We start from the raw sequence: 14,325 nt of genomic DNA, 5'->3' as shown, positions 1-14,325 counted from the left end.
CGCGCGCCGTAGCACAGGCGGGCGCACTGTGAGCACTATGTCGCGCACCGCGCAGTCTGCGCGCAACGCCGGGGTAAGTATTCTGGTCCAAATCATCGTCATCCTCTTGGGTTTCGCGACGCGGACGGTGTTCATCGCGCAGCTTGGCGTAGCGATGGTCGGTGTCAACGCTGTGCTTACGAGTCTCATGGCGTTGCTCGCGTTGGCGGATCTCGGAATCAACGGCGCGCTCATGTATGCGCTGTACAAGCCGCTACGGGAGGGGGACGCCAAGGCAACCGCTGCGATCGTGCAGTACGCGGGCAGGCTGCTCCGCTGGGTGGCCGTAATCATCGCTGTCGTTGGGCTCGCTGCCATGCCATTCGTGCATCTGCTCGTGCAACTCGATTCGACGGTCGAGTACCTTGAGCTTTACTACGCGGTGCTCCTTGCTAACACCGTCGTCGGCTACCTGATGCTCAATCGCCTGGTGCTGCTGAACGCAGACCAGAAGATCTACCTTACGAAGATCTACTCTCTGGTGTTCAACGTCGTTCGTTCGGTGGCGCAGATCCTGGCCCTGATGTTCGTCGGCAGTTTCCTGCTCTTCTTGGTGATCCAGGTCCTCTTCACTCTGCTGAACAACCTGTTCGTCTATGTCCGAGCAGGTCGCATCTATCCGTACATCCGGGCGAGGGCGACAGCGCTGGATCGTGGAGAGCGCGCTTCGATCCTGCGGTCCACGCGTGCGATGATGATCTATCGCATTGGTGGCGTAATGTTGAGCAACTCGACGTCGCTGCTCGTGTCGCTGCTCGTTGGCACGGTGGCGCTCGGTTACTACTCGAACTACCTGCTCATCGTTGGGGCGGCAGTGATGATCGTCGAAGTGGCCTTCTCTGCGCTGACGCCTAGCGTGGGGAACCTTGTCGCAAGCGGCGATCGCCGCGCGGCACGCAACGTCTTCGACGAGACGGTGCTGCTGGCGCTCCTGGTACATGGCGCCATCGCGGTCTCCCTCGTGACACTGCTCGACGATTTCGTGCTGCTGTGGCTCGGACCGGAGTTCATCCTGCCGCTGCCAGTCGTGATCGCCGCGGTACTGAACTTCTATGTCGTTGGCACCGTGATGCCGCTCTGGTCTTTTCGAAGTGCGACCGGTCTGTTTCGCAGAACCCAATTCGTCATGCTGGTCACTGCTGCGCTGTGCATCGCGCTCTCATTGGCATTCGCCCCAGTCTTCGGTCTGGTGGCAGTGATTGCGGCGCCAACTGTCGCTCGCCTTGTTACGGGCGCCTGGTACGAACCATGGCTACTGATTCGGGACTACCTGGTCGGGCGCGTGCTACCGTACTTCGGGCTTCAGCTCGGTGCATTCCTGCTGTGGACTGTGACCGCCGCGGGCACCTTCGCACTGGGCGAGCTGGTGCCCGATGACCCGCTACTGTCATTGCTCTGGAAGGCGCTGTTCATTGCCATTGTTTTTCCTCTGGTGAGTTGGGCAGCGTTCCGCCGCAGGGACGCGTTCGCTGCGCTGCTGAAACGGATGCAACACCTGGCCGGGCGAGGTCGAAGGGGGAACGCGTGATAGCGCAACCGAAAGTATCGATCGTGGTTGCCGCGTATAACGTGGGCCCGTACTTGGCTCGGTGTGTGCGCTCGCTGCTTGCACAAACTGAGCGGTCGATCGAAGTACTGATCGTTGACGACGGATCGACTGATCAGACCCCGCAGGTCATTAAAGGTATTGCCGCTGAGGACTCGCGGGCAGTGCACGTGCGCAGAGAGAACGGCGGACTCTCGGCTGCGCGCAATTCGGGACTGCGTGCGGCGACCGGGGAGTTCATCTGCTTTGTGGACGGCGATGATTGGGTTGAACCCACCATGGTCGAGTCAATGGTCGCCAGTTGCAAGGCGACCGAATCACAGGTCGCGATTGCGGGCGCGTACGTCGATTTCCATGATCGTGCAGACGAATTGGTGCGATCGGAGAAGCGCCTGATGCCAGGGTGGGTGATTCTCCGCGGTGGCCCGTTGCATGATGGGCCGCCGGACCACAACTTCCTCAACCTCGTCGGTTATGCGTGGAACAAGATCTACCGGCGCGAGTGGCTCCAAGATCTGGGCATCGTGTTCGAAGAGGGGCTGAGCCTCATCGAAGACATCGACTTCAATGCGCAGGTTCTTGCTCGTGCAGAGCGAACCGTCCTCGTGTCCGATGCGTTCGTCCACTACGTCCAACGCCCGCGACGGACACTCGGCACGACCCACGACGAGACGTTCCTGAGCAAGCACATGCGCGCCATCGACGCAGTCGATTCGCTTCTCGCTGCCTGGGGGGTGGATCGGGAAGTGCGATCTACACGGTTCGCGCGTGCGTGTAGCCTTTCGCTCTGGTCGGCTTCGCGCTCGGCCGCAACGAAGCCGCACGCCTCGCAACGGATGCGCCGGATGCTCGAACAGCCAGGGGCAGACCGGCTGCTGCTCCATGCCCAGGAACACCGTGGCGCCGATTGGCGCTCGGCCTGGGCGACTGCCACCATGAAGCGTGGCCTGTATGGAGTGGCACTGCTTCCCGCGCGCGCGATTCGTGCGATGCAGTCCCTTACCGAAGGTCCACGCCTCGTGTCGGCACAGCTCAGGAAAGGAAGCAGCGGATGACTGTTCTCAGCCGGCTTAAGCGCGCGATCCCAGAGCGGTATAAGGGACCGGTGCTCGCTGCGCTGCGCCCGGCGGTGCATCCCGACCTCGAGCCTTGGCGGGGTCGCAAGAAGGTCGTCCTCGCGTTAGCTGGTTTCTACCAGAACCTCGGCGATATGGCACTCACCTACGCCCAGAAGCGGTTCATCGAGCAGACGCTGCCCGACTACGAGGTGCTCCTTTTTCCGAGTACCGCGACATATGGGCAAATGAAGGCACTCAAGCGCGTCGTCGGCCCCGATGACATCATCACCATAATCGGTGGCGGCAACATGGATGACATCTACCCGTCGCTCGAGAACGCGCGCCGCTTCATCGTGCGCTCATTCCCGAAGCACCCCATCGTGTCGTTTCCGCAGACCATGGCGTTTTCCGACACACCTGGTGGTGAGCGGGCATTGCGTCGCAGCGCGCGCACGTATCGCGCGCACCCGCGCCTGACGGTCTTCGCGCGCGAGCCGGAATCGTTGGATCGGATGAAGTCGTCGCTGCGTGGTGTCCGTGCGGAGTGCACGCCGGATAGTGTGCTCTCTGTGCCCTACGAGGGCCCGGATCACGACCGCGCGGGCATCCTGGTGTCGTTGCGAAGCGACAAGGAAGGCACGCTCTCGGAACATAATCACGAGGATTTGTTTCGACTCTTGGCGCGGAAGTCCGATGACATTGTCGTGCGCGATACTGTGGATGTTGCGCTGGCGGACTGTCAACCGGCCACATATGAGCGGACACTGAGGGCGTTTTGGGATCTTGTGAGCGGCCGACGCGTGATGGTCACCGATCGCCTTCATGGGATGATCTTCGCCGTCTTGACTCATACCCCCGTCGTGGTGCTCTCGAATAGCAACCATAAGATCAGGGGCACGTACGCCGCTTGGCTGAAGGACCACTCGTACGTTCGCTTCGTCGACTCGTTCGACGAGGCGGCACTTTCGCAGGCCATTGGTGAACTCTGGGACATGTCGCCCGACGATGTCGTGGGGCCCGATTTGACCTCGCACTATGACATGCTCCGTAGCGCGCTCCTTCAAGCGTCCGGCCGCACAGCGTATCCGGCGCGGGCGCACAAGACCCCGGAGAATCAAGTACTAGGGCGTGTCTCCTATAAGCCCGTTGATTGAGGCGCAGTTGTGAGTATCTGGCTACAGCTATTGATTCTCATACTCACCGTTTGACGGATGGGCAATCGGTGAGGGATAGGCGAGGTCAGATGATGCGGTGCACCAGCCACGTCAGCGGCGCTGAGTCGAGTCGGTACAGGATGCGATTGACCTTCGCCAATCGACTGTCACCCTGACCGCGCGTGATGTTCTCGCGGGCCTCGCCGAAGTCCATAATGCGGCGGACCTGGTAAATCTGTTCGCGGAGCGAGTACGGCGTCCCAGCGGCCTGCACATTGCGCACCATGATGCGAAACCACGTCTGATCCTTCGCGAGAAAGTATGCGTCGATGTCGGCATTCGGCACGCCAAGGTCTGCGAACCGGCGACGCAGATCGTCCCTGTACGCGAGGGATGTGTCGAGCTCGTGCAGCTCGTCGTGGGCTCCGGCGAGGCGATGGGTCGCGCTGGACCGTCTGGCAATGAAGTGCGCGCCCGTTGTCGGCACGACGACGCTGGAGCGCGTCACGGCTGCGTAGTCGAGGTTGAACAGAAGATCCTCAGCGCTCTTCCTGCCCTCCTCGAACCGGATGCCGCTCTGCTCGATGACACTGCGCCGATACAGCTTGTTGCACACCGAGTTGACAAGGCCGCGGTTGGCGAGGCGGACGAGCCGACCTGGCAATGCGCCGGAATCGATCAGTTCCATGTCAGGCTCGACCACCCGCGGCGTGCCAGCGGGCGAGAACGCAGTGAAACCTGTGATGACCAAGTCCGCGTTCTCATGCTCGTGGAGAGCAGCGAGTCCGGTGGAGTGGTAATCCGCGGAAACCTTGTCGTCACTGTCAACGAAAGCGACGAACGTCCCCGACGCGGCGGCGAGGCCCCGGTTTCTGGCTGCCGAGGCCCCTCCGTTCTCCGCGTCGATGGCTATCACGTGAGAGTGCGCCGCCGCGTACCCAGCGCAGATCGCAGCTGACCCATCCGAAGACCCGTCGTTGACGAGTATGACCTCAGCAGCGCCATCCCGATACGTATCCGATGTGAGGATGCTGTCCACACATCTTCGGATTGTCTCTGTCGCGTTGTATACAGGCACGATGATCGAGAGGTCCACCATGGTGCCCAGTGTCCCACATGCGCGACTCAGGCTGCGACCAGGATGTTGCCCTCCTCTACGCTGGTCCCGCCATCTGTTCCGGTGATCAGTGAGGCGGCGGCTGTTATGACGGTGTTGCCTATTGCTCTGGTGTTGGAGGCTTCTCCCGTTCCCACGTTCACCAGCGCCCCGTAAGCGGCTGGCTCGGAGTGATACGCCACGTTGCCCATGAGCAAACATTTGTTGATGCTGCCAGTCAGGCGAACTGCCGCTACCGTCGCTGTGGTTCACGTGGTGACAAAAGTGTTACCTGAATCGCCCCGGGTTCGGTGGAGGGCGAGTTCTCCCAGCGCAGGCTGGTGCTGGGAGTTCATCTCACGGTAGTACGCGTTCTCCTTCTCGATGGGTGTGAGGTATCCGATCGACGAGTGCAGCCGGTTCTCGTTGAACCAGTGGACCCAGGACAGCGTGGCCAGTTCGAGGTCGTCGGCGCTGCGGAACGGGCCGTCGATCTTCACGCACTCAGTCTTGTAGAGCCCGACGACGCTCTCAGCGAGGGCATTGTCATAGCTGTCGCCGACCGTTCCGATCGACGCGATCGCGCCGACCTCAGCGAGGCGGTCGGTGTAGCGCAGTGCCGTGTATTGAGAGCCTGCGTCCGAGTGTTGAACGACACCTGTGACATCCTGATCCGCACGACCTCGGACCCAGAGAGCCATCTCGAGCGCGTCCAACGGCAGGTCGGTGGGCATCTTCGACATCGTCCGCCAGCCCACGATGCGGCGCGAGAACACGTCAGTGACGAACGCGATGAACGCCATCCCTGACCATGTCGGCACATATGTGAAGTCGACGACCCAGAGCTCGTTCGGCCGGTCTGCGTGGAATTCGCGCTTGACATGGTCCTCTGCCCGCGGCGCAGAGCTGTCGGGGCGTGTGGTGATGAACTGCTTGCCGCGGCGGATGCCGCGCAGGCCTTGCTGGCGCATCAGGCGTTCGACCGTGCAACTGGCGACAGCGATGCCCTCACGTTTCAGCAGCCGCCAGATTGCGGGCGCCGCGGATCCCGCGACCGAGAGTGCGGTCCCAGAACACTCGCTCGATCTGGACGACTAACTCGGCATCGGAGACCGCTCTGGCCGAGGCGGGTCGCTTCTTGAAGGCGTAGTAACCGGACGGAGCGATGTTCACCCCGTGCCCTGTGAGCACGCGGCAGATCGGCTCGACCCCGAACCGGTCACGATGATCATCGATGAACTGAACTACCACGGCAGTCGCGGGTCGAGCTCCCGCGCGAAGAAACTCGACGCAGCGAGCAGGATCTCGTTCGCCCGCTTCAGCTCACGCACCTCCGCCTCGAGCTGCTTGATCCTCGACGCGTCGTCTGTCGTCGTTCCAGGGCGCTCTCCCGCGTCGATCTGGGCTTGCTTGATCCACCCGCGCAGCGTGTCCGGATTCACCCCGACGCGCTGCCCGATCCGAATCACTGCCTGGTTCACAGACAACTCCGGATCCTCCTTCCGCGCCTCCTGCACGAGCATCATCGCCCGCTCCCGCAACTCCTGCGGATACTTCCTCGGTGCTGGCATAGGTCTCATCCTCTCGGGATCTCAGACCCTCCACGAGACCCGGGGCGATTCACCATGCTTGCGGCGGCACCGCTACACGCGGCGGCGGAGGCAGCGAATAGGACGACGAGTCCAACCGTCCGCCCAGCCCGGAGCGCTAACCCAATTAATGAACTTACGAGGCCTGCTGCGCATGCAGAAAGGAACAGCGTCCAATCTGCGTAGGGAGTTCGCCACAACATGTCGGAGACCGCGTCCCATGGAAGCTGTCCCCACAAGAGAACGGTTATCCGCGTAGGCGGTCGTCGCGCCCGTGGCCGAGCTAAGCGCGATCGAAACAGCAAGGTGAATCGGCCTCGTGCGCCTGATCATGAAGAGCCAGATCGCAACTCCCCGGATCCGAGCCCCAAGTGCAATCGAGGTTAGGAACGCGGCCCACACGCGGCCACACTATCGCTCGCGGCGTGGGGCGACACGGAGCACAGATCGTTGAGGCCACCTCTGCCTGCGCGATTAGGCACTCGGTCGGCTCGCAGACGGGGGAGCCGGAGCTTTTCGCGATCTGCTTCCCCTGGTTATTGTCGGCATCGTCGTCTGCGACGAACCGACGCCCCCGGCTGGCGCATAGTGCGTCTTTTTCTCGACCTCTCGACGGTCGGCTGGGTCCTCCGTCGGCGTGATGGTCCTTCTGATCCTCACCTACCTCTATTTCTGGTGGATGGTCGTCAAGGCCAGCGCGCACAAGCATGTCTCCCGCGAGGACATCGATGACCGACAGGTGGCGAACGCGCTGGTGAGCGCCGAGCGGTCGGGCAACACGCATCGCTTCATCATTCAGATCACCACCAAAGGCGGCGCGCTCGCGGTCGTGCAGCGCGGTATTGACAACGTGCTCGCGGGGATGGCCCGCTACCCGGCGTTCGGCTCGGCGATCAGCGTCGAGATCGTCACCGAAGACCTCGACGAAATCGCAGTTCTGAACACGCTCTATAGCAGCGCGCCGATTCCAGTCACGCCCTACCTGCTGCCGAACGACTACCGCACGCCCCGAGTCACACGCGCCTCACGGCTCGCGCGCTGAGATGCAGGGTCGAGCAGCACAGAGCAAACCCGAGCGACTCGTATGTCGTGCATTTCGATGAGGAGTCGGTCTTGACACCAGGCAACCTCGCTCGGCTCGTCCATCGCCTGTGCCATGCATCCGGTCCGAATCTCGGAGGGCATGATCTCGTACGGTCTGGATTGGAACGAGACCACGCTGCTGAACAAAGCGATGGAACCGAACCGCCCGTTCGGCTGCCACGAGTGCTACTCAGTGATGACGAGCCATCCACCCCTGCACCTGCGAGATCGGGTGGGACATCGGCAATCTCGACGGCGCAGCCCTCATCGCAGAAGACCTCGTGTTCGGCTCGCCGCCTACCTCAAGTTCGGCAAGAGCGTGTTCGGCTGGCACCACACCGAGATGACCGAGCAGCCGCCATTCACCCTTAAGGCCGCTTACAAGCATCGTGAGCGGTGGGTCTTCGGAGCCATGCAGGCGCTGGCGCACACTCGACAGCACCCGACTGGCTGCGCCTGTCGCGCCGAGACCGATGGCATGCAACGTCGTCATCCGGCTTCGTGTGCTGACTTACGCCCAGGGCTTTCCCGTCTCACTCATCGCGCTCTTCTGGTCACACCTTTTGCCGGCGTTGTCGACACCGCCGGGCCGCTCGTCGCGATCACGAAATGGGTCGCCGGCATCCGCGAAGTGGCGTGGAAGCCCTCACCGAAGCTCGTCGCCGGTAAGAAGCAGAAGTATGAACGCATCGTGGACGGATGTGCCTGTGGTCGAACAGCTCGCGTGATAGGCGTCGGTTCGGATTGTGAGAACCGTGCTCACACCAGCGCAGCGCGCAGTACATGCGCGACGGCATCCATCGCCGGCGCCATCTGCGCGGCAACGGCGTTGTATGCCGGTCTCGTGCGCTTGTAGGGCGTGATGACGTCGTACTCCTCTGGCGGCGGCGCAACGATCACACCCCGTTGGGAGGCCACAAGCATCAGCGCTGCACGGAGACGTGCCCGCGGGTCATTGCCGCCAGCACTAGCGGCATCGCGGATCCGCTCATCGGTCAGGCCCGCTGACAGCCTGCCGAACTCGCGTGCGGTGAACGTCTGCCGCCGCAGCTGAGGCGCGATCTCGACGGAAGCGATGAGATGCCGTCGAGACATGCCGATCACCAGATCGGCATCCTCGAGCATCGGACCGAGCAACCAGCGAGCGCGGTGCGCCGCGGCATCCGACTTCGAGGCCCCGCGGACGCTCGCCGCCTTCTGCGCGGGCCGGGGCATCGGATGCCCGATGAGCGCACGGGTTCCCGCGCTGTGCACGCGGACGTCGAGTGATCCCAGCCGGGCGCGGAGCATCGTCTCGGCCATCGGCGAGCGGCAGATATTGCCGGTGCACACCATCAGTACGCTCGGCGTCCGCGGCACGAGAGCCTCGGCATCGTGCCTGAGGTCGCGGCGAGTCAGATGAGAGCTGTCAGTGTCGGTCATGTCACACCTGCGGAGGTCGAGGTTTGGAGGCGATCAGCGGAGCTGGGGATGGCCGACCCTTCGACAGGCTCAGGGACCGGGGTGCGGCTCAGGAACCGGGGTGCGGCTCAGGGACCGGGGTGCGGCTCAGGAACCGGGGTGGCCGGCGAACGATGCGGCGTTCTCGACGCAACCGGTGGTCGCGAGGGCGCGCTCGCGATCGGACTCCGCATCATCCGCGACCGGGCTGTCATCGGTATCGACCGGAGCGCTGACTTGCTCCCAGCCGGCGAACAGGGTCATGTTGTCGGTGACAGCGGCCAGCGGGCCGAGAGGCGCGGAAGCGTCGGCATCCGCGGACCAGCCGGTGAACGTCCACTCCGTCGCCGTCGGAGCCGGCAGCGTGCTGAGCAGCGTGCCTTCGGAGACCGCCATGGCAGGGATGGCCGCTGCACGGAAAGAGACAATCGGTGTCGTTCATCTCACCGCCGGGAAGAGGAGGAAGAGCAGTGGCGTTCGGACGTGTAGCGGAACGGCGGCAGAGCACGCAAGGGGAGGGGATCCCTGCGCGCTCCGCCACCGTCCGCGGCTATGTCGGCGTGGAAGCTCAGCTCTGGGCGAGAGCCGACCCGCGGCGCCGGGCGAGGTAGATGCCGGCGCCTCCGACGAGCAGCAGCGCGCCGAGGGCTGCGGCTCCGAGTGCGGGCTGTGCGCCGGTGGTGGCCAAGCCCGCGGCCGCGGGCTCGACGACAGCGATGCCGAGCACGACGCTGCGCACCTCACCGGTCTCGCTGATGCCGTTGATCTGCAGCGTTTCAGCGCCTGCGTCGACGTCGGCCGGCACACGCACGGTCACGTCGAAGGTGCCATCCGCTCCGACGATCGCTTGGCCGAGCCAGGCGTTCGACCCCAGCAGCCAGAGGTCGACCATGCTGCCGGGCGCGTAGCCTTCGCCTGTGATCCGCACGTAGCCGCCCTGCACAGCCTGCAGCGTATCGTCCTTCACGGCGACTTTGTTTCCGTCGGCATCGAGGCTCTGCGCGTGCACGGAGAAGTCGTCGCCGCCGATCACGATGTCGTCGCCCTGTGCGGTGGCCGTGACGGGAACACCGGTGCCGCCGAGAGTGGCCGCCGCAGCGTTCTTCTTCTGCACGGGCAGGCTCGGCTTGCCGTCCTCGTCGAGGAACAGCACGGGAGTCAGCTTCGGGGTCTCCGAAGCTTCGGCTGCTGTTCCTCCGCCGGCTGCGTTGACTGCGCGCAGCTGCACGTCGTACGAGACCCCGTTGCGCAGACCGGTGACAGTCAGCGGGCTCGAGACCGTGCGTGCCGAAATCCAGGTCTGACCGCCGTCGAGCGAGTACTCGTAGCCGGTGATCTCTTCGCCGCCATCCTCGGCCGGGGGCGTGAAGATAACGGTCAGGGCTCCATTCGACACGAGAACGTGATCGATGACGGGAGCGCCGGGAGTGGTGTACGGCGCGACGGCGGTGCTCGCCCCGCCGGGGGCTCCGGTGCCGTTCTCATTGATCGCGGAGACACGGAACTGCACCGGCTCACCGACCGTGAGCCCATCGACCTCATAGCTCGTCGACGTCGATCCTGTGTCAGCGACCGTCTCCGTCCAGGTCTGGCCGCCATCGGCGGACTGTTCGATGCGGTAGCCGGTCACGGCCGAACCGCCCAGCCAGCTCGGCTCGGTCCACGACACGGTCGCCGACTCGGCACCCGGCGTCGCGGTGGTCGCGGCGGGAGCGCTCGGAGCGCCGGGAGTCACCTCGAGCGACACGACGAGAGTCTGCTGCGCGGTCTGAGGCGCGGCGGAGCTGCCCGGGCTCTCGTCGGGAGCTGAGATCTCGAACACGTACTCTTCGGTGTCGTCCGTCAGGCGTGCATCGGCGGCGTCGGCATCCGGCACGAACGCGTAGCGGCCGGTCTGCTCGTCGATGCGGAGCGTGCCATAGCGACCGGCGAGCGCGTGCGTGTACGTCACGCCATCGATGGTCACAGCCTCGGCGTGATCGCCCACGATGCGGTACGAGATCGCGTCCGTGTCGGGATCGGTCACATCCAGGATGCCAGCGGTGGTCGCATAGGCGTCTTCACCTTCGGCGTTCACGAGTGAGATGGGTGACACCGGCGAGAACGTCGGAGCGTCGTCGACCGGCGTGATCGAGATGGTGGCATCCGCGGACGACGTGGTCGTTCCGCCGTTGTCGGCGGCGGTGATGCGCACGGTGCGCGTTGCGGCCGGGTCATCGGAGTCGTTGGCGTACTGCAGCTTGCGGCTGATCGCGGTGACCACCTCGTCGGTGACCTTCGTGCCGTACACCCGCACGTTGTCGATCAGGAGTCGTGCGCCGGCGGCCAGTCCGCAGGTGAGGTCGTGCGTGCCGCCGACGAAGACGAACCGGTAGGTCCCCGTCTCGGGGATCGTCGTCTCCTTGGTCTGGAACCCGGCAGCGGCGTTGTTTCCTCCGGTCGCGTCGAGCACCGTTGTCTGCGCACCGGTGACCGTGTTGAGGATGTAGCCGTAGACGTGGAAGTTGTCACTGCCGGCGTAAGCGCGCCAGTCGAAATAGATCTTGTCGTCGGCCGCGGCCTCGAAGGCATCGCTGTACACGGCCGGGCCGTGCACGACGTCGCAGACGCCCGCCGTCGTCATGCTGGAGAAGAGCTCCAGGCTGTACGCTCCGTTGCTCGCGTCGGCGGTGTTGCGCTGCACGGTGTAGGTCGCGTACTGGGGTGCGGCATCGTCGTTGGTGGGACGCTCGGGGTACCCGGCGTTCAGTCCGCTGTACGTGCTCCTGTCGACCGTCGGGAACCCGGCGATCGAGGTGACCCCCAGATCGATCCTGTCCTGGATCGCCGTCCAGCCGTCGATCCCCGTGCCCTCTTCGAAGCTCGGGTTGGCGAACGGGCTGGTGAACGTCACCCGGAGGTTTCCATCAGAACCGGCGCGCGTCGGATCGATCGAGCCGATCACTTCGGCGGACGAGCCGGACCCGAGGTAGACCGCATCGCCGACCACCGATACCGCGCCTGCCGTGATGTCCGGTGCGGAGACGCCGTGCAGCGACAGCGTCTCGTCGGGCGTGCCGTCGACGACAGCGAAGTCGACGTAACCACCGCCGAAGGCGCTGCCGCCCGAGACCGAGACGTCTTCGCCGACGAGGACAGGCTCGGCCTGCTCGGTGTACGCGGTGGGTTCCGCCGGGCCGGTGACGGAGAGACCCGGAGCGGCGAACGCCGTCGTGGGGGCGACGACGAGCGCCAGAGCGGTCAGTCCGCCGGCGAACGCCGCGGTGCGGGTTCCGAAGCGATGGCGCGCGGAAACGCGCGCAGGAGGGGAGGGAGTCATAGGAGGCTTTCTGCGTCTCGGGTGGAGCAAGAATCACGGGGTGAGCCTCATAATTCCACGATCGCGACAGGTGCATTCGGCTGAATGAGGAGAGAACTCCTGACGGACAGGCGGCCGAGGGAGTAGCATCGTCCGAGTGAGGGATGATCAGGTTGCGCTGCGCGTTGCAATCGTCGAAGACCACACCCTGTTCCGCTCGCTCCTGGAATCCCTCATCGATTCCTCGGGTGACTTCACAGTCGTCGCCTCCTGCCGGAGCGTGCAGGAGGCGCGTCAGCAATTGACGACCGCGAAGGCGGACGTCGTGCTCATGGACATCGGACTGCCCGACGGCAACGGATTCGGGCTGGCCCGCTCCCTGCGCACAACGCAGCCCGGCCTCGGTATCCTGCTCCTGTCGGCGCACGACGTCATGGACCTGCTCCTGGCGCTGCCGCCCAAGGAGCGTACTGGATGGAGTTACCTCTCCAAGACGTCCGCGGCATCGGCGGAAATGCTTCTGAACGCACTGCGGATCACCGCAAGCGGCGGCAGCATGCTCGACCCCGAGCTGCTGCGGAATCTCACACCTCGGCGCGACTCGCCGCTGGCCTCATTGACGCCGCGGCAGTTCGACGCGCTCAGACTGCTGGCGGCCGGACGATCCAACGCAGCCATCGCCCGTGAGATGGAGATCACACCCCATTCCGTGGACAACCTCCTGGGAACCGTTTACGGGACCCTCGGCGTCCGCGGAGACTCCGAGGCCAACAGTCGCGTCTCCGCGGCGCTCATGATGCTCCGCCACGGCGCGCCCGCCGAAGGCGCTGCGTGATGGATCGCGGAATCTCCCCGGCGAGGGATGCCGCAGACGACCTGCGCCGCCTGCTCGTCACGGCAGGCGTGGTGCTGGGTGCGTTCAGCATCGGCGCGGCGGTGCAATCGGTCTTCGTGTACGGAGCGCCCTCGGTGCTCGGCTCGACGCTCGAAGGCGTCCCGTCACTGATCCTGCGCACGGTGGTGAACTTGTTCGCGTGTGCTGCGGCTCTCGCGCTGTGCGCGTGGACGCACCTGCCACGGCTCTCTGTCACCAGGCAGATCGTCACGGCGCTGATCATCGGGACGGTGACCGCCTTTCTGCGGCACGCGCTGCAGATCGTCGTCGGAACGTATGCGCATCCGTCGATGCAGACCTCTCTCGTCGAAGTGGTGTCGGGAGGGATAGTCGTCATTCTGGCGATCGCGCTCGGGATGGCGCAGATGCTCTCGCAGGCGCGGCTGCGTACGCAGGAGCGTGCCGCCGCCGAACAGCGGCTGCGTGCTACGACTGCACTGGCAGCCCTCTCCGAGGAGGAGCTGCGGGTTCGTCGATCCGTGGCGGAGAACCTGCACGGCGGTCTTCAGGGACGTCTGGTGATGATCCGTGTGCAGCTCGACCGCGTCGTGGCACGCTGGCGCGCCGGGACGATGGACGACACCGACCAACGCGTCCTCGAGCATATTCGGGACGAACTCGACGCGGTTCGAGAGCACGAGGTGCGACAGGTCAGCCACCTGCTCTATCCCGCAGGCGTCGACACCGGCCTTGCGTACGCCCTGACGAGGCTCGTGAGGCGCGTTCCGCCGGAGATCCGGATCGACGTCGACATCGACGACGTGTTCGATCACGAAACAGGGCCTGACTCAACGAGCGACGCGACGGTCGTGTGGCGCGTAGCACTGCTGCGCGCAGCCGAGGAGGCCATCAGCAATGCCCTGCTGCACGGCGGAGCGGCCCGGATCGGCGTGCAGCTGCTCGCCCGAAACGACGACGGCGATCGCGTCGTTCTCATCGTCGACGACGACGGATCGGGGATGCCGGACGGCGGCGTTCCCCGCCGGGGACTGGCGCTCTCGGAGGAACGGCTCAAGAGACTCGGCGGGCGACAGCGTCTCGAGACCTCCCCGCGGGGCGGCGTGCGTCTGATCGCCGAGCTCCCGGTCCGCGACGCGGTGCTCGCCTCGGCCGGATCTCAGAGGTGA

At 64.6% G+C, this 14,325-nt stretch carries 10 protein-coding genes, 1 pseudogene and 1 other annotated feature; of the genes and pseudogenes, 6 read left to right on the top strand and 5 right to left on the bottom strand.

Annotated elements, in window-relative coordinates:
- Window positions 1-37 precede the first annotated feature (37 nt).
- From ACQUSX_RS06355 to ACQUSX_RS06345, 3 genes are read left to right on the top strand one after another with little or no spacing between them, the layout of a single operon-like run.
- Complete coding sequence (locus ACQUSX_RS06355; RefSeq protein WP_428906110.1) at window positions 38-1,567, top strand: lipopolysaccharide biosynthesis protein; 1,530 nt, start codon at window positions 38-40, stop codon at window positions 1,565-1,567.
- On the top strand, window positions 1,564-2,640 hold the full coding sequence (locus ACQUSX_RS06350; protein ID WP_428906109.1) for a glycosyltransferase family 2 protein: 1,077 nt from the start codon (window positions 1,564-1,566) through the stop codon (window positions 2,638-2,640). Before ACQUSX_RS06355 ends, ACQUSX_RS06350 begins: the two co-directional genes overlap by 4 nt.
- Window positions 2,637-3,797 carry a polysaccharide pyruvyl transferase family protein gene (locus ACQUSX_RS06345; RefSeq protein ID WP_428906108.1) on the top strand — a complete coding sequence of 387 codons (1,161 nt, stop codon included), beginning with the start codon at window positions 2,637-2,639 and terminating at the stop codon, window positions 3,795-3,797. The genes ACQUSX_RS06350 and ACQUSX_RS06345 overlap by 4 nt, the downstream gene beginning before the upstream one ends.
- 85 nt (window positions 3,798-3,882) lie before the next feature.
- Here the strand turns inward: ACQUSX_RS06345 and ACQUSX_RS06340 are convergent, their stop codons facing one another.
- Together ACQUSX_RS06340 and ACQUSX_RS06335 are read right to left on the bottom strand one after the other, a co-directional pair.
- Entirely contained in the window at window positions 3,883-4,896 is a 1,014-nt protein-coding gene (locus ACQUSX_RS06340; protein WP_428906107.1) for a glycosyltransferase, read from the bottom strand.
- Window positions 4,897-5,162: 266 nt separating this feature from the next.
- Window positions 5,163-6,464, bottom strand: a pseudogene (locus ACQUSX_RS06335) (IS3 family transposase).
- Window positions 6,052-6,179 (bottom strand) — a sequence feature (AL1L pseudoknot). It overlaps the preceding pseudogene by 128 nt.
- Before the next feature lie 697 nt (window positions 6,465-7,161).
- Between ACQUSX_RS06335 and ACQUSX_RS06330 the strand changes: the two are divergent.
- Window positions 7,162-7,524 (top strand): hypothetical protein, encoded by a 363-nt coding sequence (locus ACQUSX_RS06330; RefSeq protein WP_428906106.1) that lies wholly within the window; start codon window positions 7,162-7,164, stop codon window positions 7,522-7,524.
- 800 nt (window positions 7,525-8,324) lie between these two features.
- Here ACQUSX_RS06330 and ACQUSX_RS06325 read toward each other — a convergent pair.
- The 3 genes from ACQUSX_RS06325 to ACQUSX_RS06315 form a co-directional block, all read right to left on the bottom strand.
- The gene (locus ACQUSX_RS06325) at window positions 8,325-8,987 is read right to left on the bottom strand and encodes an arsenate reductase/protein-tyrosine-phosphatase family protein (protein WP_428906105.1); all 663 of its coding nucleotides are present in this window, start codon (window positions 8,985-8,987) and stop codon (window positions 8,325-8,327) included.
- A 126-nt stretch (window positions 8,988-9,113) separates the two neighbouring features.
- On the bottom strand, window positions 9,114-9,401 hold the full coding sequence (locus tag ACQUSX_RS06320) for a hypothetical protein (RefSeq protein ID WP_428906104.1): 288 nt from the start codon (window positions 9,399-9,401) through the stop codon (window positions 9,114-9,116).
- A 172-nt stretch (window positions 9,402-9,573) separates the two neighbouring features.
- A complete protein-coding gene (locus ACQUSX_RS06315) occupies window positions 9,574-12,324 on the bottom strand; it encodes a fibronectin type III domain-containing protein (RefSeq protein WP_428906103.1) in 2,751 nt (916 codons plus the stop codon).
- Between the two features lie 136 nt (window positions 12,325-12,460).
- On the opposite strand from ACQUSX_RS06315, the gene ACQUSX_RS06310 reads away from it, so the two are divergent.
- Entirely contained in the window at window positions 12,461-13,138 is a 678-nt protein-coding gene (locus ACQUSX_RS06310; RefSeq protein ID WP_428906102.1) for a response regulator, read from the top strand.
- Window positions 13,138-14,325 (top strand): sensor histidine kinase, encoded by a 1,188-nt coding sequence (locus ACQUSX_RS06305; protein WP_428906101.1) that lies wholly within the window; start codon window positions 13,138-13,140, stop codon window positions 14,323-14,325. Before ACQUSX_RS06310 ends, ACQUSX_RS06305 begins: the two co-directional genes overlap by 1 nt.

The sequence above is a fragment of the Microbacterium alcoholitolerans genome (genome assembly GCF_050408615.1).
Taxonomy (GTDB): domain Bacteria; phylum Actinomycetota; class Actinomycetes; order Actinomycetales; family Microbacteriaceae; genus Microbacterium.
The sequence above is the reverse complement of the archived record's forward strand: the minus strand, read 5'-3'. Positions and strand labels throughout refer to the sequence as shown.

What these genes read in the sequence shown, in the direction of transcription:
- ACQUSX_RS06315 (WP_428906103.1), bottom strand. Translation starts at nt 12,324, where the DNA reads ATGACTCCCTCCCCTCCTGCGCGCGTTTCCGCGCGCCATCGCTTCGGA.
- ACQUSX_RS06320 (WP_428906104.1), bottom strand. Translation starts at nt 9,401, where the DNA reads ATGGCGGTCTCCGAAGGCACGCTGCTCAGCACGCTGCCGGCTCCGACG.
- ACQUSX_RS06325 (WP_428906105.1), bottom strand. Translation starts at nt 8,987, where the DNA reads ATGACCGACACTGACAGCTCTCATCTGACTCGCCGCGACCTCAGGCAC.
- ACQUSX_RS06340 (WP_428906107.1), bottom strand. Translation starts at nt 4,896, where the DNA reads ATGGTGGACCTCTCGATCATCGTGCCTGTATACAACGCGACAGAGACA.
- ACQUSX_RS06345 (WP_428906108.1), top strand. Translation starts at nt 2,637, where the DNA reads ATGACTGTTCTCAGCCGGCTTAAGCGCGCGATCCCAGAGCGGTATAAG.
- ACQUSX_RS06330 (WP_428906106.1), top strand. Translation starts at nt 7,162, where the DNA reads ATGGTCGTCAAGGCCAGCGCGCACAAGCATGTCTCCCGCGAGGACATC.
- ACQUSX_RS06355 (WP_428906110.1), top strand. Translation starts at nt 38, where the DNA reads ATGTCGCGCACCGCGCAGTCTGCGCGCAACGCCGGGGTAAGTATTCTG.
- ACQUSX_RS06305 (WP_428906101.1), top strand. Translation starts at nt 13,138, where the DNA reads ATGGATCGCGGAATCTCCCCGGCGAGGGATGCCGCAGACGACCTGCGC.